General features: G+C 51.5%; 21 protein-coding genes and 1 pseudogene. 13 read left to right on the top strand and 9 right to left on the bottom strand.

What is annotated here, in order from left to right; all coding sequences use genetic code 11:
* Positions 1–7 precede the first annotated feature (7 nt).
* Positions 8–775, bottom strand: coding sequence for an AraC family transcriptional regulator (locus IEY46_RS27770; RefSeq protein WP_188997329.1), 768 nt, complete (start codon positions 773–775; stop codon positions 8–10).
* Between the two features lie 284 nt (positions 776–1,059).
* On the opposite strand from IEY46_RS27770, the gene IEY46_RS27765 reads away from it, so the two are divergent.
* From IEY46_RS27765 to IEY46_RS27730, 8 genes are all read left to right on the top strand, one after another.
* Complete coding sequence (locus IEY46_RS27765) at positions 1,060–1,986, top strand: nucleoside hydrolase (RefSeq protein ID WP_229750592.1); 927 nt, start codon at positions 1,060–1,062, stop codon at positions 1,984–1,986.
* A 20-nt stretch (positions 1,987–2,006) separates the two neighbouring features.
* Positions 2,007–3,569 carry an ABC transporter substrate-binding protein gene (locus IEY46_RS27760; RefSeq protein WP_188997325.1) on the top strand — a complete coding sequence of 521 codons (1,563 nt, stop codon included), beginning with the start codon at positions 2,007–2,009 and terminating at the stop codon, positions 3,567–3,569.
* Positions 3,570–3,823: 254 nt separating this feature from the next.
* Positions 3,824–4,285, top strand: a complete 462-nt coding sequence (locus tag IEY46_RS27755; protein ID WP_188997324.1) for an Ig-like domain-containing protein — start codon at positions 3,824–3,826, stop codon at positions 4,283–4,285.
* A 22-nt stretch (positions 4,286–4,307) separates the two neighbouring features.
* Positions 4,308–5,201, top strand: a complete 894-nt coding sequence (locus tag IEY46_RS27750; RefSeq protein ID WP_188997322.1) for a carbohydrate ABC transporter permease — start codon at positions 4,308–4,310, stop codon at positions 5,199–5,201.
* Between the two features lie 19 nt (positions 5,202–5,220).
* The gene (locus IEY46_RS27745; RefSeq protein WP_188997320.1) at positions 5,221–6,048 is read left to right on the top strand and encodes a carbohydrate ABC transporter permease; all 828 of its coding nucleotides are present in this window, start codon (positions 5,221–5,223) and stop codon (positions 6,046–6,048) included.
* Between the two features lie 261 nt (positions 6,049–6,309).
* Positions 6,310–7,245, top strand: a complete 936-nt coding sequence (locus IEY46_RS27740) for an MBL fold metallo-hydrolase (protein WP_229750607.1) — start codon at positions 6,310–6,312, stop codon at positions 7,243–7,245.
* The gene (locus IEY46_RS27735; RefSeq protein ID WP_188997317.1) at positions 7,242–8,033 is read left to right on the top strand and encodes a hypothetical protein; all 792 of its coding nucleotides are present in this window, start codon (positions 7,242–7,244) and stop codon (positions 8,031–8,033) included. The genes IEY46_RS27740 and IEY46_RS27735 overlap by 4 nt, the downstream gene beginning before the upstream one ends.
* A 203-nt stretch (positions 8,034–8,236) precedes the next feature.
* Positions 8,237–9,343 (top strand): Gfo/Idh/MocA family protein, encoded by a 1,107-nt coding sequence (locus IEY46_RS27730; protein ID WP_229750591.1) that lies wholly within the window; start codon positions 8,237–8,239, stop codon positions 9,341–9,343.
* A 104-nt stretch (positions 9,344–9,447) separates the two neighbouring features.
* On the opposite strand, the gene IEY46_RS27725 is transcribed toward IEY46_RS27730, so the two are convergent.
* Complete coding sequence (locus IEY46_RS27725) at positions 9,448–10,560, bottom strand: stalk domain-containing protein (RefSeq protein WP_188997316.1); 1,113 nt, start codon at positions 10,558–10,560, stop codon at positions 9,448–9,450.
* Positions 10,561–10,638: 78 nt separating this feature from the next.
* Positions 10,639–11,229 (bottom strand): beta-class carbonic anhydrase, encoded by a 591-nt coding sequence (locus IEY46_RS27720; protein WP_188997315.1) that lies wholly within the window; start codon positions 11,227–11,229, stop codon positions 10,639–10,641.
* A gap of 335 nt (positions 11,230–11,564) precedes the next feature.
* Here IEY46_RS27720 and IEY46_RS27715 point away from each other — a divergent pair, with 335 nt between their 5' ends.
* A complete protein-coding gene (locus IEY46_RS27715; RefSeq protein ID WP_188997313.1) occupies positions 11,565–12,353 on the top strand; it encodes a class I SAM-dependent methyltransferase in 789 nt (262 codons plus the stop codon).
* Between the two features lie 296 nt (positions 12,354–12,649).
* Here the strand turns inward: IEY46_RS27715 and IEY46_RS27710 are convergent, their stop codons facing one another.
* Positions 12,650–12,868, bottom strand: a complete 219-nt coding sequence (locus IEY46_RS27710) for a DUF1540 domain-containing protein (RefSeq protein ID WP_188997312.1) — start codon at positions 12,866–12,868, stop codon at positions 12,650–12,652.
* 238 nt (positions 12,869–13,106) lie between these two features.
* Between IEY46_RS27710 and IEY46_RS27705 the strand changes: the two genes are divergently transcribed.
* Positions 13,107–14,003 (top strand): aldose epimerase family protein, encoded by an 897-nt coding sequence (locus IEY46_RS27705; RefSeq protein WP_188997310.1) that lies wholly within the window; start codon positions 13,107–13,109, stop codon positions 14,001–14,003.
* 260 nt (positions 14,004–14,263) lie between these two features.
* Here the strand turns inward: IEY46_RS27705 and IEY46_RS27700 are convergent, their stop codons facing one another.
* From IEY46_RS27700 to IEY46_RS27680, 5 genes and pseudogenes are all read right to left on the bottom strand, one after another.
* Positions 14,264–14,641, bottom strand: a complete 378-nt coding sequence (locus tag IEY46_RS27700) for a MerR family transcriptional regulator (protein ID WP_188997309.1) — start codon at positions 14,639–14,641, stop codon at positions 14,264–14,266.
* A gap of 111 nt (positions 14,642–14,752) precedes the next feature.
* Positions 14,753–15,733 (bottom strand): aldo/keto reductase, encoded by a 981-nt coding sequence (locus IEY46_RS27695; protein WP_188997307.1) that lies wholly within the window; start codon positions 15,731–15,733, stop codon positions 14,753–14,755.
* Between the two features lie 355 nt (positions 15,734–16,088).
* Positions 16,089–16,346: pseudogene (locus IEY46_RS27690) on the bottom strand (VOC family protein); the annotation flags it as partial.
* 5 nt (positions 16,347–16,351) lie between these two features.
* The gene (locus tag IEY46_RS27685) at positions 16,352–16,843 is read right to left on the bottom strand and encodes an NUDIX hydrolase (protein ID WP_188997306.1); all 492 of its coding nucleotides are present in this window, start codon (positions 16,841–16,843) and stop codon (positions 16,352–16,354) included.
* Positions 16,844–17,042: 199 nt separating this feature from the next.
* Entirely contained in the window at positions 17,043–18,974 is a 1,932-nt protein-coding gene (locus tag IEY46_RS27680) for a hypothetical protein (RefSeq protein ID WP_188997304.1), read from the bottom strand.
* 214 nt (positions 18,975–19,188) lie between these two features.
* Between IEY46_RS27680 and IEY46_RS27675 the strand changes: the two genes are divergently transcribed.
* The 3 genes from IEY46_RS27675 (at position 19,189) to IEY46_RS27665 (ending at position 25,564) form a co-directional block, all read left to right on the top strand.
* Positions 19,189–20,187, top strand: a complete 999-nt coding sequence (locus tag IEY46_RS27675) for a LacI family DNA-binding transcriptional regulator (RefSeq protein WP_188997302.1) — start codon at positions 19,189–19,191, stop codon at positions 20,185–20,187.
* Between the two features lie 147 nt (positions 20,188–20,334).
* Positions 20,335–20,697, top strand: a complete 363-nt coding sequence (locus tag IEY46_RS27670; RefSeq protein WP_188997300.1) for a hypothetical protein — start codon at positions 20,335–20,337, stop codon at positions 20,695–20,697.
* Entirely contained in the window at positions 20,687–25,564 is a 4,878-nt protein-coding gene (locus IEY46_RS27665) for an S-layer homology domain-containing protein (RefSeq protein WP_188997299.1), read from the top strand. Before IEY46_RS27670 ends, IEY46_RS27665 begins: the two co-directional genes overlap by 11 nt.
* Positions 25,565–25,655 lie beyond the last annotated feature (91 nt).

The following is a 25,655-nucleotide window of genomic DNA, read 5'->3' as shown; positions in this document are numbered from 1 at the left end:
AAAAAACCTATTTTCGCGAAGCATCCCACTGGATATAATGCTTCTTCTTGAATTCGGTCGGTGTCAGCCCTGTCATCTTGCGGAAGGTGCCGGCAAACTGGGAGCTGTTGGAGAACCCGCAGTCCTGGGAGATCGAGCTCATGGTCATATCCGTGGACAGCATCAGCTTCTTGGCATGCTCGATCCGCCTGTTAATGATATAACTCATCGGCGATTCCCCGGTCTTGGCTTTGAAAATATGGCGGAAATGATCGTAGCTGTATCCGGTGATTTTGGCCAGGGAAGGGAGCTGGATTTCCTGATTGAAATTCTCGTTTAGGAACTTCTCGATGTATTCGAAGGAATCGACAAAGGAACGCGCCGAACGCATCCGCTCGTATTCAATCAGAAATTCGTTCAGGAGCAGCTCCAGCTTGATCTGGTAATGGATCCGTTTGGTCAGGATTTCATGCCTCAGCTTGCTGGCTATTTGCATTAGCAGCGAGGATTGATCGGGGTACAATCCATTTTCCAGCTTGATGGTATTGCTGTCGCTCAATGAAAAACCAAAACAAAATAATTCGGTCGACTCATAATGAGTTTCATTGTGATAGGTTCGCGGACGGATCAGGCTGAAGGTATTCGCCGTATATTCATGTTCGACATCGCCGATGATGGTTGTTCCGGAACCGCTCAGATAATAGACCAACTCATAACAATCGTGGCAGTGAAAGCTGATTTCGGTGTCAGACTTGTGATAGAAAACAAAAGGCAGCTCCAGCTTGTTTGCGAACATAACGTTCTCCTCTACAGTTCACCATAATTAGGTAATAGTATAAAAGAGATTTCACGGATTTACTAGGGTTTTTCAGGTTTTACGCTGAAAATTATTTAGCCATATTTTAATAATCTTTAACCAATTCAGGATAGAAGGGAGACTTAAGATTATGATAAATTTTTCTATGTGCCAAACAGCTGTAAGCTAGTCTTCTGAAAAAAGGATAAGGGGTAACGGAGGGTCAGTTCTGCAGGCTGCCAGCCGGAAAAATCATGATCAACCGAATTGAAGGAGGCATCACATTGCCAAGCACCATGGATTCCCGCAAGCGTGTCATTATCGATACGGATATCGGGGACGACATCGACGATGCGTTAGCTTTATTTTTAGCTTTAAAGTCGCCTGAGCTTATGGTTTTGGGGGTCACGACCGTTTTCAAGAATACGTACCGGCGGGCCCAGATCGTGTCCAGCCTGCTGCGGGGAGCCGGGCATCCGGATATCCCAGTCATCCCGGGAGCGGGCCGGCCGCTGGCTAACCGGAACGTATACGGCGCCGCCATTGCCTTCGACGAGCCGCCTCATCAATTTCTGGAGGAAATGAACGGCGAGGCTGTAGCGGCGGACCAGACCGCGGCCGAATTTATAATCGAAACGATTCTCCGCTCGGAGCATCCGGTAACGCTCATTACGCTGGGCGCGCTTACCAATATTGCATTGGCTCTGAGAGTGAAGCCGGAAATAAAGACTGGCATCGAGAAAATCGTCGTTATGGGCGGCGCATACGGCATGAATGTAAGCGAATACAATTTTTCCTGCGATCCGGAGGCGGCGCGCGTCGTATTTGAAGCCGGCGTCAAAATCATCGCAGTCGGGCTGGATGTCACCTTCCAGTGCCTGCTCTCCGAGGAACAGACCGCTCAAATCCGCGCCAGCAGCGATCCGACTGCACAGCTCGTCATGCGGATGAGGGAATATTGGCAGTCGCCGCATATTTATCTGCATGATCCGCTGGCGGTCGCGGTTGCGTACTGCGAGGATCTCGTGAAGCTGGAGCGGCGCAAGATCGATATCGAGACGCAAGGCCAATACACAAGAGGGATGAGCATCAACCTCTCCGGCATGAACTGGCATCAAGAGCCGGGCGAGAGCGACATCTGGGTCTGCACGGAAGTGGACAGCCGGCGTTTTGTGGAAATGTATGTACAGCGTGTTCTGCAAAGACCGTAAATTTGAGGAGAGTGGAGCTTGTGCGCAAGGGGAAGGTCCAGTATTTGATGATGGTATGTATCTGTTTGGCCCTGGTGCTTGGCGGATGTTCGAATAATGCGGCACCAGCCGCAGAGAAGAACGATAACAAGGAAACTAGCGGCAATCAGGAGAGCAAACCGGAGGAAAACGCAGGCATCAAGCAAATTGCCGAAGGAAGACCGGTTACCCTGACGGTGGATCTGCATGGCTGGATGCCGACGATCAATACCGAACCGACGGCTGAGAATCCGAACGTATTTTTGTCCACGCAGAAAATTGCCGATGAGTTCATGAAGCTTCACCCGAATGTGAAAATAGCCTGGGCGCGCACCAAGCCGGTAGGCAAGCTGCAGAATGAAATCGCCGAGTGGCTGACCACCCAGATTTCCGCGGGTACGGCACCGGCCATCACGTTTACCTGGGGCAATAATTATCTGGACCGGGGCTGGTATGAGCCGCTGGGCGACGTGCTGGATACACCAAATGAATACATCGATGGCAACGCCAAATGGAGCGATGAGTTTCCGGAATATCTGATGAGTCACCGCACGCTGACGGACAACAATAAGAACATGGTTGCCATTCCGGTCGTGCTGTACTCGGGTCCTGCGACCGGGTATTACTACAACAAGACAGCCTTCGAGAAGCTGGGCATTGAGCCGCCGAAGGACTGGGAGCAAATGTTCACGGACGCCAAGCTGCTGAAGGAGAATGGATATATTCCTTTCACCCAGTGGGGGAATTTCAAGCAGATTGAGCTTGGACAGTGGAACGAGCAGTTCAGTGTAGGTCCTTTCTATGCGGCGGCTTTGATGGACAAGACCGATTACAACAAAGACGGACAGGTCGATACGCTGGAGAATCTGAGAGGCGTCAAAGCGGGACTGTTCAACCCGGCTGAGCATGCTTACGCCCAGGAGATGTTCAAGCAGCTCAAACGGATGTACACCGATCTGCTGTCTCCGGGTTGGCAGAATACGGATTACCTGCCGAAGTGGAATGAAGGCAAGGTTGCCATGCGGGAAGAAGGGCTCTGGGCGCTTCAAGCGGAGAACGGCAACAAGCAGCGCAGCTTCGATTTCGGGGTTGTTCCGGCGCCGCCCGTCACGAAAGCGACTTCGGAATTTGTCGCGGATGTGGAGTACACCGAGAAAGGGCCTTTCCAGCCGGATCCGGATCTGTCCCTGAACATTCTCAAGCCGATTGTTGACAAGAACCCCGATATGAAGGAAGCGGCAGTGGCGTTCCTGAAATATCTGAGCGTTCCGGAGAATATCTCCATGATGGTACTGGAGCAGGGGGCTGCCCTGGGTGCGGTGAAGGGCTCGGAAATTCCGCCGCTGCTTAATGACTGGATGAGCAATTCATTCCCGATCATGCCCAAAGCAAGCTGGCCGAATGCCTTTACCGAGGATATGAACATCTCCCTGAACAAACAGTTCGAGCTGTGGGTGAAGGGCGAGACCGATGACAAGTCCTTCTTCGCGAAGGCCAACGAAATACAGCTCAAAAGCGCCGATGACTATATCAAGAAAATGGACATTGACATCGCGGGCTGGTAAAAAAGGAAGCAGCATCCAGACGGCAGGCGAAAGCTTGTCGTCCTTAAAAAGTCCGGTGAGTAATAGGCGAAGCAGGCGGAAAATGATCTGGAGAAGCGTTAGCGTTCGCCTTTGTACCCCGAATTTTACCCATAGAGGTATCCAAATTCAAAAATTCAGGGGTACAACAGCGATCGGAAGACATTTCCGCATGCGCAGCCTTAATAATCACCGGATTTTTATACGAATGAGCGTTAACAAGAATGGAGATCCGCATGAAGAAAAAACTGGCGATAACGTTAGTCATATTGGCGCTTATATTCCTCTGTGCGGGATATGACGTTTACCGTTCCAAGCAGTTTCATCTGACGCTTGTTTCGATGGATCCGGGTCAGGCGCCTGCCGACGGGCAAACGCCGGTCAGCCTTGTTATCAAGCTGACGGACAGCAAGGGGAGCCCTGTAGAGGGACATTCCCTGTTCGCTGTGCCCAAAGGCGGAGGGATTCTGTCCGCGAGCCGTGTCGTTACGGACCGGGCGGGACAGGCCACCTACACGTATTACCCCTTCAAGGCATCCAAGCTGCAGCCGGTGAAGGACGTTGTGCTTCAGATTGTCGATGAATCCAACTCCATATTCATTGAAGTGAACACCAAAACCTCCGTGACGATTCCACTTGTCGAGCCGGAAAACGATGCCAAAAGCAAGCACAGCTTGAACGATATATTCGGCGAATAAACAAGGAAAGGAATGAACGGGCGTGACATTATTTCATCGGGCATGGAAAAGCCGGAAGGCCTATCTGTTTTTGTCGCCGCTTTTTATAGGATTATTATTGTTTTGCTACTATCCTCCAGTCAGCGGAATTTATCATTCCTTCTTTGATTGGGACAGCGTGGGCAAAGCCACGTATATCGGCCTTGATAATTACAGGGAGCTTTTTCGAGACAAGGTATTCCTGGATTCCATCCCAACGGCTTTTATTATTCTGGTTCCCCGGCTGCTGATCGGCGTTATCGTACCGCTGATTGCGGCCGAGCTGATTTTCAGCGTGAAGAAAAAGCAGCTCCAGTCGCTTTACCGGATATTGATTCTGCTGCCTATCGTCGCTCCGGGCGTGGTCGGGCTCTTAATCTGGAAAAATATTTATGATCCTACAAGCGGACTTGCGGTAGCTCTGCTGAAAGGGCTGGGTTTCATCGAGCCGGATGCGGTTATCGATTGGCTGGGCGATCCCAGTCTTATTATTCCCAGCATTATCTTTATGGGTTTCCCGTGGATCGGAGGGACCAGCGTTCTGATTTATATGGCGGGCTTGATGAACATTTCCTCCGAGGTGATCGAATCCGCCGAGCTGGATGGTGCGGGCCTGATGCGCCGGATTTGGTCGATCGACATCCCTCATCTGATGGGACAGATCCGCTTTTTTCTTATTTTCGGTATTATCGGGGGTCTGCAGGACTTCGGCATACAAATTGTATTGACCTCAGGCGGGCCCGGCTACAGCACTTATGTACCGGCCTATTATATGTATATCGAGGCGTTCACCGCCGGAAGAATGGGGTACGCGACCACAATCGGCACCGTCATGTTCGTAGGTATTTTCTTGCTTAGCGCATTTGCTTACCGCGGGATGCGGACGGAATCGAATTAACAGATGGGAGAAACGTAAAATGACGAAATCCAGGCATCTCCCCCAATTAGCGTTAAACGGCATCGTGATCGTTTTGATCGTTCTGCTGCTGTATCCGCTTGGCTATACGCTCTGGGGAGCCTTCAAGTCCGACATTGCCTACGATACGACCCGGTGGTATCCGACCCTGCCGCTGCGGATTTCGAATGTGAAAGTGGCGTTTAACAGTGTATGGCGGTATTTGCTGAATACGATATTCGTGGCCGGGGTGGGCACTACCGCCATGCTGCTGATCGCCTCCTTGTCCGCTTTCACGTTCGCCAGAATGAAATTTCTGGGCAAAGAGATTTTATATATGGCTGTACTGGCCTTGATGATGATCCCTGGCGCACTGACTCTGGTGCCGGGTTATATGCTGTATAAGGCGTTCGGGCTGTTGAATTCTTATTGGGCGCTCATCCTGCCGATTATTACGGGCGGGCCGATTTTCGGCGTATTTTTGCTGAGGTCTTTTTTTGAGAGCATTCCGAAGGATTTTTTCGAGGCGGCTCAGATGGATGGCGCCCATGATTTCAAGCTCTATTATAAAATCGCGCTCCCGCTGTGTATCCCCATCATGGGGACGCTGGCGATCATGCAGATCGTCGGAGCCTGGAACGAATACCTGTGGCCGATGATCACGATCAGCGACCATGAGAAGCTGACCATCGCCGCAGGGCTGATCATCAGCTTCACCGGACAATATTCCACCAATATGCCGGTCACGTTCGGCGGTTACGTCGTCGCTTCGATCCCGCTGATTCTGCTGTTCACCTTCACGAACCGCTATTACGTTCAGGGCTTGATGTCCACATCAATCAAGCTTTGAGCGTGAAGCTTCGTACCTTGCTGCCAAGCCTTTGCGGCCCGGTTATAACCTCGGTTATAATAGAGCCTAAGGCATATCAAGGGGTGAAACATGATCATACTTACTATTCTTCTTATCGTGGCAGGTCTTGGGCTCGCCGCTTATCTGTTTGTCAGGCTTTATCCGGCCTTCGGGGGAAAAGCTTCTCCGGCGGCCAAGGCGAGCTACAGACAGCTTGACCATTATGCCAATGGAAAATTCATCAATGCCACGCCGGCGCCGATGTCGATGAATATGAAGACGTTACTGGGGCTGCTTCGGGATTACGCGCGAACAAATACGAACCGCCGGCCGGCCAGGCCCATCCAGGTTGTGAAGACGGCTGTGCCGTACGCCGGGAATTCCGGCCAGGCTGTTGTCAGATGGTTCGGCCATTCCGCCCTGATGCTGGAGCTGGATGGGAAAATCCTGCTGATTGATCCCATGTTCGGAGCAGCCCCTTCGCCGGTGCCGATATTCGGCGGCAAACGCTACAGCAAGACGGCGCCGCTTGCGCTGGAACAGCTTCCTCCTATCGATGTGGTGCTGATTTCCCACGATCATTACGATCATCTGGACTACGGCTCGATTATGAAGATCAAGGACCGGGTGAAGCAGTTTATCGTTCCGCTTGGGGTAGCCGCCCATCTGGAACGGTGGGGCGTCCCGTCGGAAAAGATACAGGAACATGATTGGTGGAGCGAATTCCATTATGAAGGTCTTGATCTGGCATGCACGCCGGCCCGGCACTTCTCCGGGAGGGGCCTCGGCGACCGCGAGTCTACGCTTTGGTGCTCCTGGGTCATCAAAGGCCGGGAGGTCAGCATTTTCTTCAGCGGGGACAGCGGTTACGCGGATCACTTCCAGGAGATTGGGCGCAAATACGGTCCCTTTGACGTTACCTTCATGGAATGTGGACAATATGACAGCCGCTGGGCAGGCATCCATATGGTGCCGGAGGAAACGGTCCAGGCTCATCAGGATGTGGGAGGCAATCTGCTGATTCCGATCCATTGGGGAGCGTTCACCTTGTCCTTGCATGAATGGACGGATCCCATTGAGCGGGCATCCAAAGCCGCCGCGGACAAGAAAGTCCCCTTGGCAGCCCCGCAAATCGGACAAGCGCTGGTAATCGGAGCGGCCGAGTATCCCACTTCTCCATGGTGGAAATCGGTTTGAACAGGGCAGCAGACGGCTGGGGGATGTATATGCGCAGAAGAGGGTTGTTGCTGGGCCTGTGGATACTGGCCATCAGCTTGCTTGCGGGATGCGCGAGCGGAACGGCGCATATTACAGTCCGTAAGAATGGCTCGGCGGATCTGGATATGAGGGTAACCCTAAAGGAAAGTGTGCAGAAGCTGACAGGGGACAAGCTGCGGGAGCAGTTGCAGGCTAAGGCGGAGCAGCTTGGTTTTGACTTTGAGAGCAAGGCAAAGGATCAGGAAACCGATTATATGCTCCACAAACGTTTTGACTCCCTCCAGGAGAATATGAAGGAGTGGGATTTTGCGGGCGGGAACATGGTCACCGTAACCAAGCATTATTTTTATACGAAAATGGATGTTCGGCTGTCCATTGATCTCGGAAAATACGTGAATCCACTGATCCAAAACCAGGAATGGGTCAAAGTGCCGGAATATCTGCTCAAGCTCACGCTTCAGCGTCTTCATCTGGATTTCATGCTGACACTGCCGATTTCCACATTCGGGAATAATAATGCCGATGAGGTAAAGGGCAATACGATGAAATGGATTCTTTCCCTGACGAAGCCGACGGAAATCCATTTTGCTTTTCTCATTCCCCGGATTAAGCATATCTTAATTGGAGCAGGCGTTCTGCTGGCCGTTCTGGTGCTGCTGATTATTCTGTTCATCCGATGGATCAGAATCAGGAAACGCCGGAGAAACGCCGCTGTGGACCCCGGCGCGACCCCGGAGGATAAGCAGGGCGGGAACGGGGACGAATAGACAAATAAGAGCAGTGCCTTATTCACGAGATAAGGGACTGCTTTTATCTCTTGAATGGACGATAACGCCGGATCGGTTGACAGGAAAAGGGAGGCATTCTATTGTAAGACATAGATACAAACTCAGTAATTGTTGAAAGCGCTTCAAAAAACCTGCCGATTATCTGGTGTCACCCGATTATCATTGTGGAGGAGCGGCTTATTGTGGAGCATAAACAAGACGTTTTGAATGTGGGGATTATCGGCTTGGGCGAAGTGGCCCAGACGATTCATTTGCCGGTCCTTGAAGCTTTGCCCAATCATTACTGGATTGGCGCCCTATGCGACATTTCGCCGAAGCTGGTTGAATGCATGGGGAGCAAATACCGTGTGGCGAGTCTGTACACGGATGCCGCGGAAATCGTCAAACAGGCCGATCTGGATGTTATCTTTATCCTCAGCAGCGATGAATTCCATGCGGAAAATGCGATTGCGGCTGCAAACAATGGCAAGCATGTCTTCATCGAGAAGCCAATGACCCTGACCCTGTCAGAAGCGGATGCTATTATCGATGCCCGGGATAAGAACGGGGTCAAAATGATGGTTGGCTATATGAGGAGGTACGCCAGCGCATTCGAACAGGCGGTGCAGGAAGCGGGGAGCTTCGATGACATTACATTTGCGAGAGTCCGGGCGATCATCGGGCCAAACAAGTATTTTATCGATTCCACGCATCATGTTGTTTCGTTCAATGATTTCCCGGAAGGCTCGCGGGAGGACAAAACAAGCCGGGCTGTCCGGCAGTTGAAAGAAGCTACCGGTCTGGACGAAGGCTCCCCTTATTTTCAATTCTGGCGTTTCCTCTGCGGGCTCTCCAGCCATGATCTGTCCGCGATGAGAGAAGTGCTCGGGATGCCCAAAGGCGTTGTGGGCGCCAAGCTCACTCATAATGGCGGAGTCACCTTCCTTAGTGCGATCTTTGATTATGGCAAATTCTCTGTCGTCTTCGAAACGGGCATCGATCAGCAGGGGCGCTTCGACGCTCATGTTGAAGTATATTCGCCGGCCAAATCGGTTCGGGTTCAGTACAATACGCCATATATCCGTCATCTGCCGACTGAGCTGCACGTCAAAGAGACGGTTGGCGAGGTGTATACGGAGTCCGTGATCCGGCCTACCTTCACCGATCCGTACACCATAGAGTTGATTTATTTCCACGATGTAATCACCAAAGACCTTACGCCGAAAACAACGCCCGAGGATTATAAAAACGATCTGGTTATCTTCAAGATGATTATCGATGCACTAATCCGAAACGAAAAGGGAAGCTAAGCTGAGCTTCCGGGACGATAAAAAGGACGTTTCCCCGGGTTTGTTAGACCAAAAGGAACGTCCTTTGCTGTTGATGTTGCGGAAGTGGTTTTTGATAGAACCTGTCAGGCTTTGCCGAGCGTATAGGTATATTCCTTTGTGGAATTATGATCCTTGAAATAAAGCGTATTGCCGCTGCGCTTGACGAATTTCAGCGAATCCCCATGATAAGGCACATCATTCGTCTCGGCATATTCCTGATCCTCCGCAGAGAGCAGCTCCTTGTAGAGCAGGGTGCTTGTACCTGTCGCGCGGTCAATGAGCGTTAGAAGCCCTTTATGGTTGGGGCGGATCAGCAGGAAATCCGGATCGAAAGCTTCAACGAAATACACATCATCCTCGCCGCCAAGCTTTACCAAATCCAGAGTCTGCTCAACATTGCCGGTGCTGTCCTCAATGACCCGGAGCTGCTTCCCGTCGGTCAGCAGCAGCGAATCATCGGTCTGCGTCACGTTCTTCTCCCAGCGCAACCAGTACTTCACGCTGGACTGCCGGATGACGCTGCCGTTCTTGAGTACCAGGGAGAGGATTTGATTGTTGATATGCGGTTCCCCGTAATTATTGAGGACGGTCAGAACCAGCAGACCTCCCTTGGTTTTGTTGAAGGTCATGTCGACCGAATCCGCCTGTACCCCGAGGGAGGCCAGCTTGTGCGGAGCGGCTGTCCCTTTCGAGACATACAGATCGCCGTTTTCACCGCTGATCGAATAGGTCGATCCCTCGAAAGTCTTGCCAACCTGCCTGAAAGTATGCAATCCGTTCGCCAGGATCCGGTTGTTTTTGGCATCCCAGCTCACGGAACCGCCTTCCAGCGCTTTGATCAGAAACTTCGCAGGCACATAAATGTTCTCGCCCTGCTTGAGAACGGTGCCGCCAAGATCGGTTACCTTGCCGTCAAGCACACCGGTCCGTGAGCCGATGCGAACGGCAAAATGCTTCTCCCAGCCGTCGAATTGAATTCTTTTGCCCGAGGTGTCAGCCTTGATTTCGAGCCCGGCTGAGCTCCCCATCGCGGCGGCATCCAGATAGGCGACGCCGTTCTTGACCATGGCCGGACCGGTGGACACGCCCCCGCTGGACCAGCCGAGCGTATAATAAGCCGGCGTGCCTGCTTGTACAGCCGCAGGCAAGAGCAGCATGGAGGATAATGTCAGGAGAATCCATTTCTTGTTCTTCAATATTGCGTCATCCCTTTCGTCTGAGGTTTATTCCTATTCCCACAGACGAACGGTCGTGAAACAATGTTGCCGATTTTCTTATGACGCGCCGCCGCTCGGGGCAGGTGTTTCCCTGTAATCCTCCGCCAAGACCTCCAGCGCGCCTGTCTCAGGGTGAATCAGAAGACCATGGACGGAAACCCCTTGCGGGATGAGGGGGTGATTACGGATTAACGAGACGCTGTGTCTGACGCCTTCTTCGGGACTGGAGAATCCTTTGAGGAAACGATCCATCTTAATTCCTGCATTCTCCAGCGTGGAGATGGTCAGATCGGGAATGCCCTGCTCCCGGAACTTATTAACCATAGCGGTCGAATCGAGGTTGGTCATTCCGCAGCCGTGATGACCGATCACCAGCACCTCGCGCGCATTCATCTCATAGATCGCCACCAGCAGGCTGCGCATCGCGCTACCGAAAGGTTGGGTGATAATCGCGCCTGCGTTTTTAATGATTTTGGCGTCGCCATTGCGTAAATTGAGCGCTCGGGGCAGCAGTTCGCTGAGACGGGTATCCATACAGGTGACAATGGCCATTTTTTTCTCCGGAAACCGGTCGGTCAAATAGGCCTCATATTGTTTCTGTTCCACAAATTGTTTGTTAAATTCCAAAAGCCCAGGTATTACTGACATAGAAGATTCCTCCCTTATTTATACTCTAATTATTCTCCCAAATCCTATCACAAGTCAAATGTTTCACAAAAGAGCACCGCTAAAAAGGTGCTCGGGCGGCTCTGTTGTTCTTCATTCCTATCCTGTTGCCGGCGGACCGTCTCCCTCCGCTATTAAGCGGTCTCCGCCAGATTTCTGAATTCCTCCGGCATAAGGCCGGTTATTTTCTTGAAGATCCGAAAGAAATATTTGGCATTGTCATAACCGGGCGACTTGGCCGTCATCAATGAATGACAACTGCCCTATCAAGGATATCGTTGCTATAATGGAGAAAACCAGGGAACGAGGTGGATGTGATGGAAGACAGGGATGTATCTTCATTTTACGACGAACTCGCGGACTCCTACCATTTGATTTATGAGGACTGGAACGCGGCGATTGCCAGGCAGGGGGATATTCTGAACCGGTTTATCCGCGCCCGCATGGACGATCCGCAGTCACGCGGCATTTCACTATTGGACTGCTCATGCGGGATAGGCACGCAGACGATTGGCCTGGCGGAGCGTGGATTTGCCGTAACCGCGACAGATATCAGCCCCCGCTCGGTGGCGCGTGCCCGCAGTGAGGCGGCAAAGCTTGGCCTTGCGATTACCTTCGGAATCGCGGATTTCCGGACATTGCAGCTTGATGTTCCAGGCAGGTTTGACGTTGTCCTGTCGGCCGATAACGCGCTGCCCCATCTTCTGGCCGATGAGGAAATTTTGCTGGCTTTGCGTAATATGGCCGCCAAGCTTCAGGATGACGGACTGCTTGTCCTGACGATCCGGGACTACGACATGCTGATTGCCGAGAAACCGGAAGCGACCCAGCCCCGAGTCATGGATCAGGGGAAACGCATTGTGTTCCAGGTTTGGGACTGGAGCGGGGATGGCCGGACCTATACGACGAACCATTTTATTGTACAGGAAGGGGAGGGCGGCCAGTGGCAGACGGAGCACCACCGTACCGTTTACAGGGCGTTGTTACGGCATGAGCTGGGCGCCCTGCTGGAACAGGCGGGATTGTCCCATATCCAGTGGCATACCCCGGCCGAATCAGGGTACTACCAGCCTATCGTAACCGCTCGGAAAGCGGGGCAGCTATAGAGCTCCGCTGCCATCTTATGAAAGTCAAGTCCCAATGTCCATACAAGAAGCACCAGGTGCTAAAGTAAGAATGTTTCAAGGCATCAAAGCGCCAAGGCATCACAGCGCCAAAGCATAAAAGCACCAGGGCACCAAGGCGCCAAGCCACCAAGTGCCTCAGGTCAAGAATGCAAACAAAAGCAAACTCTCCGTCATTGTTGGCGGCAGGTTTGCTTTTGTTTGCATATGATGTGCGTTGCGCTCGCTTCCTGCACTGGCCGGAGCGGAGCAGCTGCCCGGTTGAATTTGAATGTCACTTAATGAGTGCGCTCCACGAAGGTATGACAGCAGGTATCAGTGACGTCGCCGGCTGAATCCTGATGTTTCGTGTCGTACTGCTCACTGCCTGACCCTTGCGGGAGCGGACTGCCCGCATGTGCGTTGATCTCAATCATAATCGTCTCCGCCACACAGTTGTTCCCGTCTTCCCAGTGCTGACAATTGGCTACACTGCATTTCACCATAGGATGTTCCATTTTCGTTCACCTCTCCTTAATCTAACGTGTACTGTTACATACCACGATCAAGGACGTGCTAAACATCGGCGGTACGTTGACACCTGATCCCATCTGATGGCTTGCTGAGAATGGTTTTGAGAAGGAGAAGCTTGAATTCCTCCCATTCGATGGTATTATATCTCTAGGTTTGCGATGGATCTGGCGGCAAGGATCGGAAGACTTGAGCGGCATTCATTTTGCCAGAAGGGGATGGGGTATGGATCGCAATTATGGCTGTAGAATCAAGCAGGATTTAATGTACAAAGGTTACGAAACGGTAGTGATGGAGAACGAACGGTTTCGTTTAACCATTCTTCCTGGCAAAGGAACGGATATGGTCGAGCTGCTTCACAAGCCCACCGATACGGATTTCATCTGGTTCACGCGTTTGGGGCTGCGCCGCAGAGAACCGGCATTCAGTGATTTTCAAGCCCAATACGAGGGGGGCTGGCAGGAAATTCTGCCTCATCTTAGTGGCAGGCATGAGTACAAGGGAACACCGATGGAAACATATGGGGAAGCCAGCCTGACCTCATGGTCCTATCAGGTGATGGAGGACACGCCGGAGGTCATTTCGGTTATGTTCAGCAACAGTCTTCGGACGCTGCCGCTCACGGTGGAGAAGACCATCACGATGCGAAGCGGCCAAGCGGGCTTCCGGATTGAGGAGACCTTGTCGAACAGCTCGCCGGCCGTCGTTCATGCCGATTGGGGCCACCATATCACATTTGGCACGCCTTTCCTGAAGCCCGGAACGATGATTCATCTGCCTGACGGTTCCGGGGAGGCTTATTGTGTGCCGGAGCAGGGGAGCCTTGGGGGCTTCGAAGTGCTCAAAGCCGTCCATAACCAGTACAAGCTCACCGGTCCTGATGGAATTGGGGCGGAAGTGGGTTGGAACCGGGAGGTCTGGCCTTATGTATGGTTTTGGAGGGATTTTGGCGGCGAACGGGTTCCTCCTTATTATGGCTGTCACTTCAATGTCGGGCTGGAGCTGTTCTCGTCGCCTCCGGCGGCAAGTCTGGAAGAGAGCGAGAAGAGGGGGACAGCGATCCGGCTTGAGCCTTATGGGAGCTTGAAGTCCGATTTGTCTTTTAAGGTGATTGAGGTCTAATACGGAGAAAGTAAAAAAAGAGGCTGTCCGCGCGCTAAAGCTGCAACCCATACGGTAAACAGATGAAACCTAATACCTGTCAATGAAAGGGGAAGCGTATCACGTGCAGCCAGCCTCTTTCTTTGAATGGCCTATTGTACATGCGATGGAATAATCAAGCGTTAAATAGGGGTCACATATCGTTTCCCGAAAGCTTAATCGACCAGCTTATAGTCTTGAACTAATCCTTTGCCTGACCTATATGTTCAAGTCCTCAGCGGCTAAAATAGAAGCTTCGGACTAATTTCCAAGATTGCTTGTTCATATCCTGCAATTTTATCATCCATGCGTCCCCGTACTTTCGTCATTTCCTCCATTTTAATCATGAGGTTCTTACGCTGCTCGATTAGGAGTTCTTTTCTCGCTCCTATGGTTTCTTCACCCTGTTCATATAACCTAGCGTACTCCATCAATAATTCAACTGAAAGGCCTATGCCACGCATACACTTGACATGTTCAACCCATCTGCAGTCTTCCTCCGTATAATTCCTGATTCCACTTTTAGTACGGTTTACACGTGGAATCAGTCCGATGCGCTCATAGTAGCGGAGCGTATCGGCTGAGAGATTAAATTTTTTGCTTACTTCTGCGATTGTCATCAAGGGGGCACCTCCTATTAAATTAACTTCATGCGGTAATTCCTTTCTTAATGTGGTACTTGGAGAAATAACGGATCACCGTTTTCTTCGGTGGTCCAATTCGGTTGCTCATTACTGATGACCAACGATCCGGTGCGGTACATACGGTTCTTCCAACGCCGCAATTTCTTCAGGTGTTAACGTAATCGAAAGAGCAGCTCCTGCATCCTTAAGATGCGATATTTTAGTCGCACCGACAATGGGAGAAGTTACTGGTTCTTTCTGCAACAGCCAGGCAAGTGCAATTTGAGCGCGCGGCACTTCATATTTTTCTGCGATAGCCGCAACCTGATTGATGATCAATCGATCGGTATCTGCAGTCGCATCATATTTCTGTCTCACAATTTGATCGGTTTGCGAACGAAGCGTTTTTTCCTGCGAATCCTTTGTCAATCTTCCTCCTGCGAGCGGGCTATAGGGAATCACACCGATTCTTTCAGCCTTACAGAGTGGCAGCATCTCTCTCTCTTCTTCACGGTAGATGAGATTGTAATGATTTTGCATAGACACAAACTTGGTCCATCCGTTATTCTCTGCTACATGTAGTGCCTTCAAAAATTGCCATGCATACATGGCAGAAGCACCTATATACCTCGCTTTCCCTGCCTTCACCACATCATGCATGGCTTCCATTGTCTCTTCGATGGGCGTATTGTAATCCCAGCGGTGAATTTGGTACAGATCCACATATTCTGTTCCCAACCGCACCAGGCTTTTATCAATTTCGCTCATGATTGCCTTTCGGGAAAGTCCGGCACCGTTTGTACCCTCATGCATACGGCCATTAACTTTTGTTGCGAGCACGATTTCATCCCGATTTGCATATTCCTTTAAAGCTCTTCCAATAAACTCCTCACTTGTTCCGGCTGAATAGACATTCGCCGTATCAAAAAAATTGATACCAAGCTCCAAAGCTTGTTTAATAATTGGACGGCTGCTCTCTTCATCAAGTACCCATTGATGCCCCCCCTGTACGACTACACCAAAACCCATACAGCCAAGACAGATACGGGATACATCCAAGCCCGTATTTCCAAGTTTTACATACTCCATTTTGATTGATTCCTCCCTTTCCATAGAGATATATTGTTTCTCAAATACAGTTTACTCCTTGGAGTTAACTCCAAGTCAAGCTATCCTCCGTTAGCGTAACGAAGGGCCGCCAGGTCGGCAGCCCTCATGATGATGAACTATTGTGCCTCGTTAGCGGAGTGACCTGTTTTAATTTAAAGAACGGTTATCAGCGCTACGGCAAGGCAAGTTTCGGGCCATCTTTTCAGGATGGCCCGTTCCGTCTTGAAGCCTAGTCTCTGCCGGTCAACAGTCGTCTCCCGAACTGCAGTCGTGTTTCAAGCTCAATCCTGTTTTTGCAATCTTCGCAGAAATGCATTCTTTTGCAGAAACTTCACTACACCGGAACTTCGTATGCCCAAAGCTCGACCAGTCGACCTTCAGGATCTTCAATCCAACTAAACGTTCCACATTCACTATTCTCTTTTTTCTTTGCAAGAGGTACACCAATATGTTCAAGATGCTTAATAGTCTCGTTTAGATTATGTACCTGGAAATTTAACATCACTTGTTGTTCTGTTGGAAAATAACTGTCATTCTCGGTAAAGAAAGAATAGATCGTCTCATTTCCTGATTGCGGTTTTATCACAGTCCCAACAACTAAACACGCCTTTGAAGCTTGACACTACAGTCTGACGTTGTCCCAGTGACGTACTCCAAATAATTCACAGAGCCGTTAAAGTTCAAATAAGCTTCATAACGCAAGCGGATAGCGGGTAAAGTAATCAAATCCAGAACATGTTCCTTTGGAACCCACCTGCACTCGCTCGTTTCTTCGGTCGATGTAGCTAACTCTCCACCTACAACTTTGCACACGAAATCAAACATGACCTTCGTCGGAACATCAGTCACACCGTCATACCACTTATGGATCGCTGTGTTGGAAACAACACTAATTAAATGGCTAACCGTGGCGTCGATTCCACTTTCCTCTTTGATTTCACGCATCACGCCATCCATCAGATTTTCTCCAACTTCAGTGATCCCGCCAGGATACACCCAACCATCGTCATGGGCTTTTACTAATAGGATATTTCCATTTCCATCTTCTACAATTCCGCCTGCCGATACAATATGTGTTGGAAACGCCATTTCACGACCTCCTCATATGGTAAAGATGTATATTATTCCACATGGTTCCTGGATTTTCCTGCCCCTTACTTGAATAGGCTGCCCGTATTGACGGCAGCCTGTTTATCATTGTGCTATTATGCCTGTTTGTTTATATCGTGTACCGTAACTGTTAAGTTATGAGATTCAAATATCATCCATATTGCAAAATTTCCGGCAATCAGTAGTCGAAAGTAAAGATGGAAGAAAGCCCGTATTTCGAGATGGCATGCTTGATCTGGATCATTGCCCACAATCCCTCCGCAGACGATTCGCCTCCGGCTCCATTATTGCGGACTGGAATTCCGGCGTTGATGGTGATTCCGTCGAATACCGCGCCATGTCCCTTATAGGTGCCGGTTCCGCTTTGTCCGTCGTACATGTCGGTTAAGGCGTTGTTATTGCCGATAAACCAGGCGGCGACCGATTTGGCGTTGTTCAAATAACTGCTGCGTTTGGCTGTTTTATCAGCGCGGTCCGACAGATAATAGGCTTCAGCCAGCTCCTTCAAGCCCACGACGATAGAGGAGTTCTGGTAGGCGAATTGTCCGGAATTGGTATGGAAGGAAGCGTTCCAGCCGTTAATCTCGGTGATCCGTTCCTTGGTACGGCTGTTGTTATTGACATTGTCCAGGTAATGATAAGCCTGTTGGCCATAAAAGCGGTCCGCCGAATACGTAATAATTGACAGCAGCCCATCCAGCTGAGCCGGTGTTTGCCCGATGTTGCGTTTCAATTTGTATACCTTGGACAAAGCGTAGATCTGCAGCTCGCCCCAGGCGTACCAGTTCCCGGCAGCGGGATTATCTATGAAGATCCCGTCCCGCCAGTCGCTGGTCCGGTATTGCTTGGAGGTGATGTTGTTCAAGTATTGATCGATTAAGGAATAAAGGTTGCTCTGCGGGGTGGTATCGTCGACCGTGGTCGACGTATTATTGTTCGCAGGCAGATTGAGACTGTAGGTTCCATAGTCAGTTGTGCCGTATACCAACTGAAAGTAGTCCGTCAGTGCGATCAGGATATTGCTCGCCATCTTGGAATCGAAACCGGAGGGTGCGTATTGCTTTAGATTGTTCAGCATCCGGTTAAAGTGGTTTTCCAGAAATTTTGCAAACGCCAACTCGTCAGACGTCAGGCTGCCGTTCGTATATTTCAGTTTCTGCATCATTTGGAGTCCTTTGGCCATCGCCCACATATTACGGGCTTCGTCCAGTCCGGCCGCCTGGGTGCTCGTTGTCCAATTGTTCTTAATATTGCTTTTGTACCCCGTAATCCCGCCCGCTGCCGTGGAATAAAGCGGACCGTTGTATACCGCGGCAACATCATTTCCGCTTGTATCAAGCAGATCGTTCATGTAAATGGAATACTTCGGATGGGAGATGAAAGGGGACGCGCTGACGGGATTGCCGCTGCCGTCTTTCAGAATATGTGCGGGATCGGAGCTTTGGTCCATCCAGCTGGCATTTGGGGATGCGGATGGATATTGTGTACGTTTAACGTATTCGGAGCGGAACATAAAATGCTTGTCCTGTCCTTGCTGGTCAGGATCCCACCCGAAATGGGCGCTGGCATCCGACCAGGCAAAGTCATAGACTTTTCCCTCCAGGGTTGTCATATAGGCCGTGAACGTCAGCAGGTCTCGGGCCTTCTGGAAAGAGGTGGTATTGCCGTTAAGCAAATAATCATCTGCGAACATAATGGCGGCACGGGCATTGTCATCCACGGCAAAAGCGCCTTCGGCCATATCCTGATAGGGATTCCACCCATTAGCCAGCCAGCCTCCGCTTTTTTCTACCGCATACAGCACAACAGGCTTCATCGCCCAACTGTTCACTGCCGTGAAGCCTCCCGTTCCGAGCACACTGTTATAATAGCTGCTGTCCGGCCAGCTAACTCCGTACTGATTCGTTCGCTGCCCATTCCCTGTTCCCAGCGTATAGGAATAACCGGTTGTCGGTGTGTGCGAGCTGATCATCTGCCAATTGATATGGTTGAATGCAATGGGATAAAGATTGAAATCCACCGTTTTGGTCGCTGCCTGGACCCATGCCGCATTGGCTCCTGTCATAGCCAGCACCAGCGCTGCCGCGATCGTCTTTTTGACCTTTTTCATACGTTTTCTCCCTCTTTTCGTAGCAGATTCATCCGTTTGTTCGCCTGCATTCCTGGTCGGTATTGAAGCTCCCTCCATATTGGGATGTAACTCTTACAATTAAACTTTCATCGATATTTTATTACATCCTCTTTTAAGCGGTCAATCATAAGGTTTAATTGAAAGACTTACATATAAGATGTTATACTGAAATAAAACGATGAGGGAGATTGAAATGAACATCTACGATATTGCCGAAAAAGCAGGCGTTTCCATCGCTACCGTATCCAGAGTCATGAATAATCCGGCCGCGGTTAGCGCCAAAACACGCGACAAGGTGCTGGAAATCATACAAAGCGCAAATTTTATGCCCAAACTGGGGGCTAATTTGAATAAATCAAGGGATCTGGCTTTCTTCACGACTGCACAGGCTCTGCAGCTGGAAAACAGCATCATGGCGGGGATCGGCGAGGTTGCTTTTGCCGAGAAGCTGAATATTAAGCTGTGCCCGTTGGACGAGCTGCCCAAGAAACGCAATGAGCTGGCCGGTTTTTTCGCCGAGAAAGGGATCGGTGGCGCCATCTTTACGTCCGTGCCGTATAACGAGGAGCATTATAATGATGTAGCCAGGGCGGTCCCGAGCATTCTGTTGTTTAACCAGCTCGACGCATATAAGGTCAATTACATTCGGGCCGACCATCACAAGAGCGGATTTATAGCCATCCAGCATCTTGCCCATATGAATCATAAGCATATCGCCATTGTTGACGAGTTTAAGTCGGCCGATCATCATGACCGACTGGCAGGCACCAGAGAAGCTGGAGTGACCTTCGGCCTGGGCGATTTCACGGAGGACCATTTGATTAATGTGTCCAATCTCGATGAAATGGATATGTGTGCGCAAATAGACCACTACTTGCTGAGGTACCCGCAGACGACTGCGCTTTTTGTAGCCAATGATCATTTTGTTCCGACGTTGTACCGCCATTTCCGTTCCAGAGGCATCCGCATTCCGGAGGATATCTCTGTGGTGGGGGCGGACGATGTCCCGGGAAGCGCAGATCTCTATCCGCCGTTGACAACGGTAAGGCAGCCGGTCAAGCAGATGAGTATGAAGGCCGCGCAGGCGCTGATTGACATCATGCATGGCTTGAATCCTCCGGAGCAGGCTGTCGAGGAGGTTTATGACGTGCAGTTGGTGGTGAGAGCCTCCACGAGAAGGGTGCCGGAATAACTGTGCTTGATTATTAGCCGTTGACAAAGCTTTTATGCAGGACCTATAATCTTACTGTAAGAGTCGTGAAACACTTACAGTAAGATTATTTTATTTTTACTTATTGTTACATAATCGGACTTTTTCCGGCAGGATGGGCGCTTAATCGTGAAAGAAATTTCTGATTCGATCTTTTACGCTATGGAAGCCATATTTTGGTTGTGGTTTTTGGGGCCGTTATCTGGCGGCAGGAAGGTGATCGTCGAAATTTCGGAGCTTAGGTCAGACGCACAGGCCGCGCATAGAGAAGGCTTACTGCCTTTGAGAAGAATGGGGGCGGAGCTGAGGCGTGGGAGAGAAAATCAGGTATTTGTTGAAAGCGCTCGCAATAAAGCGGGAAGAGGGCAGAGCCACGCAAAAACTCTTAAGTATCGCTTACGAAGTGAGTTTTTGCTCCAGGACTTCGTTAACCCGAAGTCTCAGGGCAGAGCCACGCAAAAACTCTTAGGAGGGACCGTTAATGTTACGTAAATGGATTTCTTGTTTGATTATTTTTGTATTGTTGGCAGGGGCTTTGCCTGTTTTGGCAAAGCCGGTTTCGGCTGAGAGCACGGTGACTGTTAATTACAGCCTGAACAACGGTGACTTCAAACAGCCGCTTGCGGGCACTTGGGACAGCGGGGGTACGGTAGAGCGCCAGGATTATGTGGTGCTCGATCCGGGAGGCGCTGTTTGGCAGAGTATCCCGGTAACCAATGATAATGCCGGTCCTTCCGTTGCTGATGTTGTCTATGCCTCGGCGACAGTGACGGTGAATTCGGATGTGGTGAACAATACCAATGTTATGATCCGCATTAACGACGGCAGCAATGCTTTGGCCGAAGTGAACGATCTGACGAATGTGGTCCGCGGCAAATCGACGGTACTCACAACAGAGCCCCTTCTGAATCAGGGGAAGATTGGAGCAGGTATTCAAACCATCTATGTGGAGCTGCATAACGACACGGAAGGAACGATCGAGGTTCACAACGTGAAGCTGTGGGGCCTGCAGAGCGATGGAACAACCCGTGTGGAATACCCGCTTGGCAACGCAGATTTCACATCGCCGCTGGATGAAAGCAATAATTGGGGCGCAAGCCAGGCCCGTCTTGAATCCGCACTGCTGATGCAGCCGGGCTCTGCAGTCTGGCGGAGTGTGCCGCTCGGAGATGGGGAGAACCAGCCGCATGGCGGCGATCAATTATCCCTGGGTGCGAAGATCCAGCTCGATCCGGATGTGACTACGGCATCCACGGTTCTTGCCCGCGTCAACGATGGTGCGAACGCACTTGTTGAAATCAACGATTTGACGAATATCCAGAGAGGAAAATGGACCGCTGTCCAGGGCCGCAGCGTAGCGAGCGAGCCGAAGGTTCCAGCAGGGGTCCAGGAGCTGTGGCTTGAGCTGCATAATGATACGAATGCGGCTGTTCGCGTGACCTCGGTCAGCTTAAGCGGCACGAGGCAGAACCGTTCTTACGATCTGAATCAGGACGGCCGGATCGACGGGCTTGATACCGTGTATCTGGAACAGCAGGTGCAGGCGAAGAACGATAACGCCGATCTGGATTTCGATAAGGATGGGGAGCTTACCGGCAAGGACGTCTCTTTTTTCAGGAAATTTGCGATTCAGGATCCGGCTGAAATCTATACCAATCTGAGCCATCTTAATTTTCTCAGCGAAAAAGTTGTTATCGACGGAATTCCGATGATGATTACGCATTTGTATGCCGAGCCGGTCGACCGTAACGATCTGGGCAAAGGGTATGTCTGGGTAGGCGATCCCCAGGAGGGCGTGTCAGCGCTGGATGATGTGGCGCGTGCCGTGCTGGTTTATGCCGAGCATTACAAAATCTATGGCGATGCGTACAGCTATGACATGATTAAGCGCGGCCTGGAATTTGCCATGTGGATGCAATCGCCAGAGGGTGATTTCGATAATTTCGTGGCGGAAGATGCGCAGGGGCATTTTTTCAAAAAAGACAGCCATTCCTCCTTTACGGAGTTCAGCTCGTGGGCGGTTCGCGCTTATGAAGCGATGGCAACCTCGCTGCCGCTTCTGAAGCCGGAGGATGAAGTGTTTGCCGGGCGCCTGCAGGAGCGTCTGGAGCTTTCGCTGACGCGGTTGAACGGGAAGATTGAGCCGCGCTACGGAACGACGACCACCCTGAACGGCAAGCAGGTGCCCGGCTGGCTGCTGCTCGACGACAACTGGCTTTCATCTTCGGCTGTTATCGCGCTAGCCAAGCATGAAGAGGCACTGCCGGAGGGGGCGGCAAGAACGATGGCGCGCAAATTAATCCGGATGCTGGGTGAAGGTTTGCAAGAATCCCAGGAAGGCGGTTTTACGAGTTATCCCCTTTCCGCTTATATGCACAGCAACGGCTCTTGGTATGAATGGGGAAGTATTCAGGCCAAAGCAATGGCCATCGCCGGGAAGCTGAGCGGGCGGCCCGACTGGATAGAGACAGCCGAGCAGGAAGCGGACAGCTTTCTCAGCGATATGCTGATTTCCGGCCGTGCTTACCAGTTGGCGCCCAATCGTTTGAAATATCCGCAAATCAATTACGGAACGGCGAGCTATGTAGAAAATTATCTGACCTTATATGAGATAACCGGAAAAGAGAAATACGCGGTTATGGCCGGTATCGCCGCGACCTGGTGGCTGGGAAATAACGAGACGGGCGTGCCGATGTTTAACCAGGAATACGGACTGGCGTTCGACGGTATTACGGAGAACGGGGTCAGCACCAATAGCGGGGCGGAATCCGTCGACGAAGCGCTGCGGGCTATTCTGAAGCTGAAAGAGGTGCCGGGTGCAGCGCGGTTAATGGTCAGTCAGAAGACAGATGAGCACAAGGCCATGATTATCGAAGCGGAGGACTTGTTCCGGCAAAATGCTCCGGCGGATGTGGAGCTTTCCCTGCCGGGAGGCGATCTGAACGATGGCGCCAAAGCGATCCGCAAGCAGAGCGATGCATCCGGCACGGATGAGAGGGCCATCTATGAGGATTCACTGCTTGTGCAGGAAGAGCAGGAAGTTTACGACAGCTGGCAGGGGAAAAATGCGATTTTTGTTAAGGGAACCGGTTATAACAATATGCGGATTTTTGATGGAGGCTATTTGTTCTCCGAAATCCCCGTCGGCGGCGATGGAGAGTTCCAAATCGGTGACTCCGTCAAGCTTGATTTTGCCGCGCGGCTGGAGTTTGATACCGATCTTACGGCACAGGTCCTGGCTATTGATGCGGATGGCGGAGCCACTGTGCTGGCCGATGACAACACGATGAAGTATATGAACCGCTTCTGGTATTCCGGCCAAACCTCGGTGAAGACCACCCCGGTTGCGGTCATACCCGAGGGTACGGTCAAGCTCCAGGTGCGTTTCGGGAATATGTCCACGAATCCCAACGTTTATGAGGGTTTTGTGACCATTACGAACGTGAAAATCTTCAAGATGAGCGTTCCGGAAATTCGTTATGGAAGCTCCGCGCTCTCCGGCAGCAGTTATGCGTCCATGCCGGCGGGACAAAGCCGCACCTTTGATCTGACAACAGCAAAGGCGGGACAGTATGACATCTATGTCAGCGCCATCGCCCGGGAAGAAAACTCGGCAGCCGCGTTATCCGTCGCGCTTGGCGAATCGGCTGTATATGAGCATTCTCTCGCTGGCAAGGAGGATGAAGTCACCATTTCCTATCTCGGTACCGCGGGCCTGGATCAGGGAATCCAGTCTCTCACGTTAGCCAATATGAGCGACAGTAGGGCTGCCGATGTGGATGCGATCTATCTGTATCCTGTGGAATCCTATGCCGTCTATGAACCGCTGAACGATGATGCGGTCAGGATTATTCGCGACAGCTGGAGCCGAAGCTTGTTTGCCGGTACGGAGCAGGAAGCTGCTGCAAGACACCGGATACATCTCGACCAGCCGGAGGCTGTGAACGGAAACGGGAGCCGTGAGGTAAGTGCAAGCGGTACTGTTGTGAACACCGATGGCACTCCTGTGAAGGAGACTCCTGTAACCATCCGTATTGGAGGTGTGTCAGGCGAGGCGTCGACAGATGCCAACGGCTTGTTCCGGACAACAATTGCAATTCCGCCGGACTGGGCTACGGGCCGCTACCGGATGGAGGCTTCAACCGCGAGCGGTAGCGGGACGGCCATGATACGCATTGAGCGGGCCGATCCGGAGGAGCCGGGAACGGAAAACCCGGAGAATCCAGAAAACCCGGAGAACCCAGGTAACCCAGAGAATCCGGGGAATCCAGGCAACCCCGCCAATCCGGAAGGAGTGGGCACAACCGGGTCGCAAGCACCAACGGAACAGCTGCTCGTACAGGCTGATAAACTGCAGGCGGATACGGAAGGCAATGCTTTTATCACCTTAAGCGGTCCACAGAACACGATTGTTATTAACGGGGACCTCAGCAATCCGGGCTTCCGTATGCTCCATGTGCAAGCGCCGCATGCCGCGCTTCATATTCCTGCATCCGTTCTGAAAACGGCTTACGAGAAGCTGGACAAAGCGGAGCTTGCCGGAGCGGTTCTGACGTTAAAGTTGATTGAGGCGACCGAAGGGGAAACGGCGCAGGCCATAGAGAAGCTGAAGGACCCGAGCGGCGGCTTGCTGCGTATCGGGGGCAGCATGTATACCTTTGAGCTGAGCCTGTCAGTGGGCGGCGGGAAACCGCAGCTGATTACAACCTTCTCCGAACCGATCAAAGCTGACTTTGCTATGAAGCAGGGCGCAGAGGAAGATCTTGCGGGCGTTTATTATCTGGAAGCCGATGATGCCGGACAGTCGCCTGTCTATATAGGGGGCAGAGTTTCAAACGGTCAAATTCAAGTCAATCTGAGCCACTTCAGCACCTATGCCGTGCTGACCTACGAGAAAGCTTACAAGGATGTGGGGAACAGCCATACCGCCTACAGGGCTATCCGCTCCCTGACGGCGAAGCACATCGTCAAGGGTGTGGACGCAGACCTCTTTCGGCCATTAAAGGGGCTGACCCGCGCCGAGTTCGCCGCTATGATTGTCCGGACACTTGAGCTGCCTGCCAGGCAGGCGGACGGCAAAGTCTACGCGGATGTGAAAGCGGACAGCTGGTATGCTTCAGATGTGGCGGCTGTGACTGCTGCCGGCATTTTTCAAGGGACTGCGGCGGGGACATTCGAGCCCGGGCGCACATTGACCGGGAAGGAATTGCAAATCCTGCTGGAGCGGATCGGGCAATCACTGGGCATTACGCTGGAAGGTCAAGCAATATCCGGCTTACCGAAACAAGCCGCCGTCAGCCGCGGAAGAGGGGCAATTGCCCTGGATGCAGTGCTGCGGGCAGAGCGGAATATTTCATAATTTGCACTCAGAGAGCGGGCCGCCCTGCAAGAGCTGCCTGCTCTTTTGAAATAGGAGAACGTATAAACACCGCTTATACATTGCTTATATG

The sequence above is a fragment of the Paenibacillus nasutitermitis genome (genome assembly GCF_014641075.1).
Classification (GTDB): Bacteria; Bacillota; Bacilli; order Paenibacillales; family Paenibacillaceae; genus Paenibacillus_Z; species Paenibacillus_Z nasutitermitis.
The sequence above is the reverse complement of the archived record's forward strand: the minus strand, read 5'-3'. Positions and strand labels throughout refer to the sequence as shown.

Excerpts from the sequence above, each read along its gene's own strand:
- IEY46_RS27755 (WP_188997324.1), top strand. The coding sequence starts at position 3,824 with ATGAAGAAAAAACTGGCGATAACGTTAGTCATATTGGCGCTTATATTC.
- IEY46_RS27680 (WP_188997304.1), bottom strand. The coding sequence starts at position 18,974 with ATGAAAAAGGTCAAAAAGACGATCGCGGCAGCGCTGGTGCTGGCTATG.
- IEY46_RS27715 (WP_188997313.1), top strand. The coding sequence starts at position 11,565 with ATGGAAGACAGGGATGTATCTTCATTTTACGACGAACTCGCGGACTCC.
- IEY46_RS27700 (WP_188997309.1), bottom strand. The coding sequence starts at position 14,641 with ATGACAATCGCAGAAGTAAGCAAAAAATTTAATCTCTCAGCCGATACG.
- IEY46_RS27720 (WP_188997315.1), bottom strand. The coding sequence starts at position 11,229 with ATGTCAGTAATACCTGGGCTTTTGGAATTTAACAAACAATTTGTGGAA.
- IEY46_RS27710 (WP_188997312.1), bottom strand. The coding sequence starts at position 12,868 with ATGGAACATCCTATGGTGAAATGCAGTGTAGCCAATTGTCAGCACTGG.
- IEY46_RS27745 (WP_188997320.1), top strand. The coding sequence starts at position 5,221 with ATGACGAAATCCAGGCATCTCCCCCAATTAGCGTTAAACGGCATCGTG.
- IEY46_RS27675 (WP_188997302.1), top strand. The coding sequence starts at position 19,189 with ATGAACATCTACGATATTGCCGAAAAAGCAGGCGTTTCCATCGCTACC.
- IEY46_RS27665 (WP_188997299.1), top strand. The coding sequence starts at position 20,687 with ATGTTACGTAAATGGATTTCTTGTTTGATTATTTTTGTATTGTTGGCA.
- IEY46_RS27705 (WP_188997310.1), top strand. The coding sequence starts at position 13,107 with ATGGATCGCAATTATGGCTGTAGAATCAAGCAGGATTTAATGTACAAA.
- IEY46_RS27740 (WP_229750607.1), top strand. The coding sequence starts at position 6,310 with ATGTCGATGAATATGAAGACGTTACTGGGGCTGCTTCGGGATTACGCG.
- IEY46_RS27695 (WP_188997307.1), bottom strand. The coding sequence starts at position 15,733 with ATGGAGTATGTAAAACTTGGAAATACGGGCTTGGATGTATCCCGTATC.
- IEY46_RS27685 (WP_188997306.1), bottom strand. The coding sequence starts at position 16,843 with ATGGCGTTTCCAACACATATTGTATCGGCAGGCGGAATTGTAGAAGAT.
- IEY46_RS27770 (WP_188997329.1), bottom strand. The coding sequence starts at position 775 with ATGTTCGCAAACAAGCTGGAGCTGCCTTTTGTTTTCTATCACAAGTCT.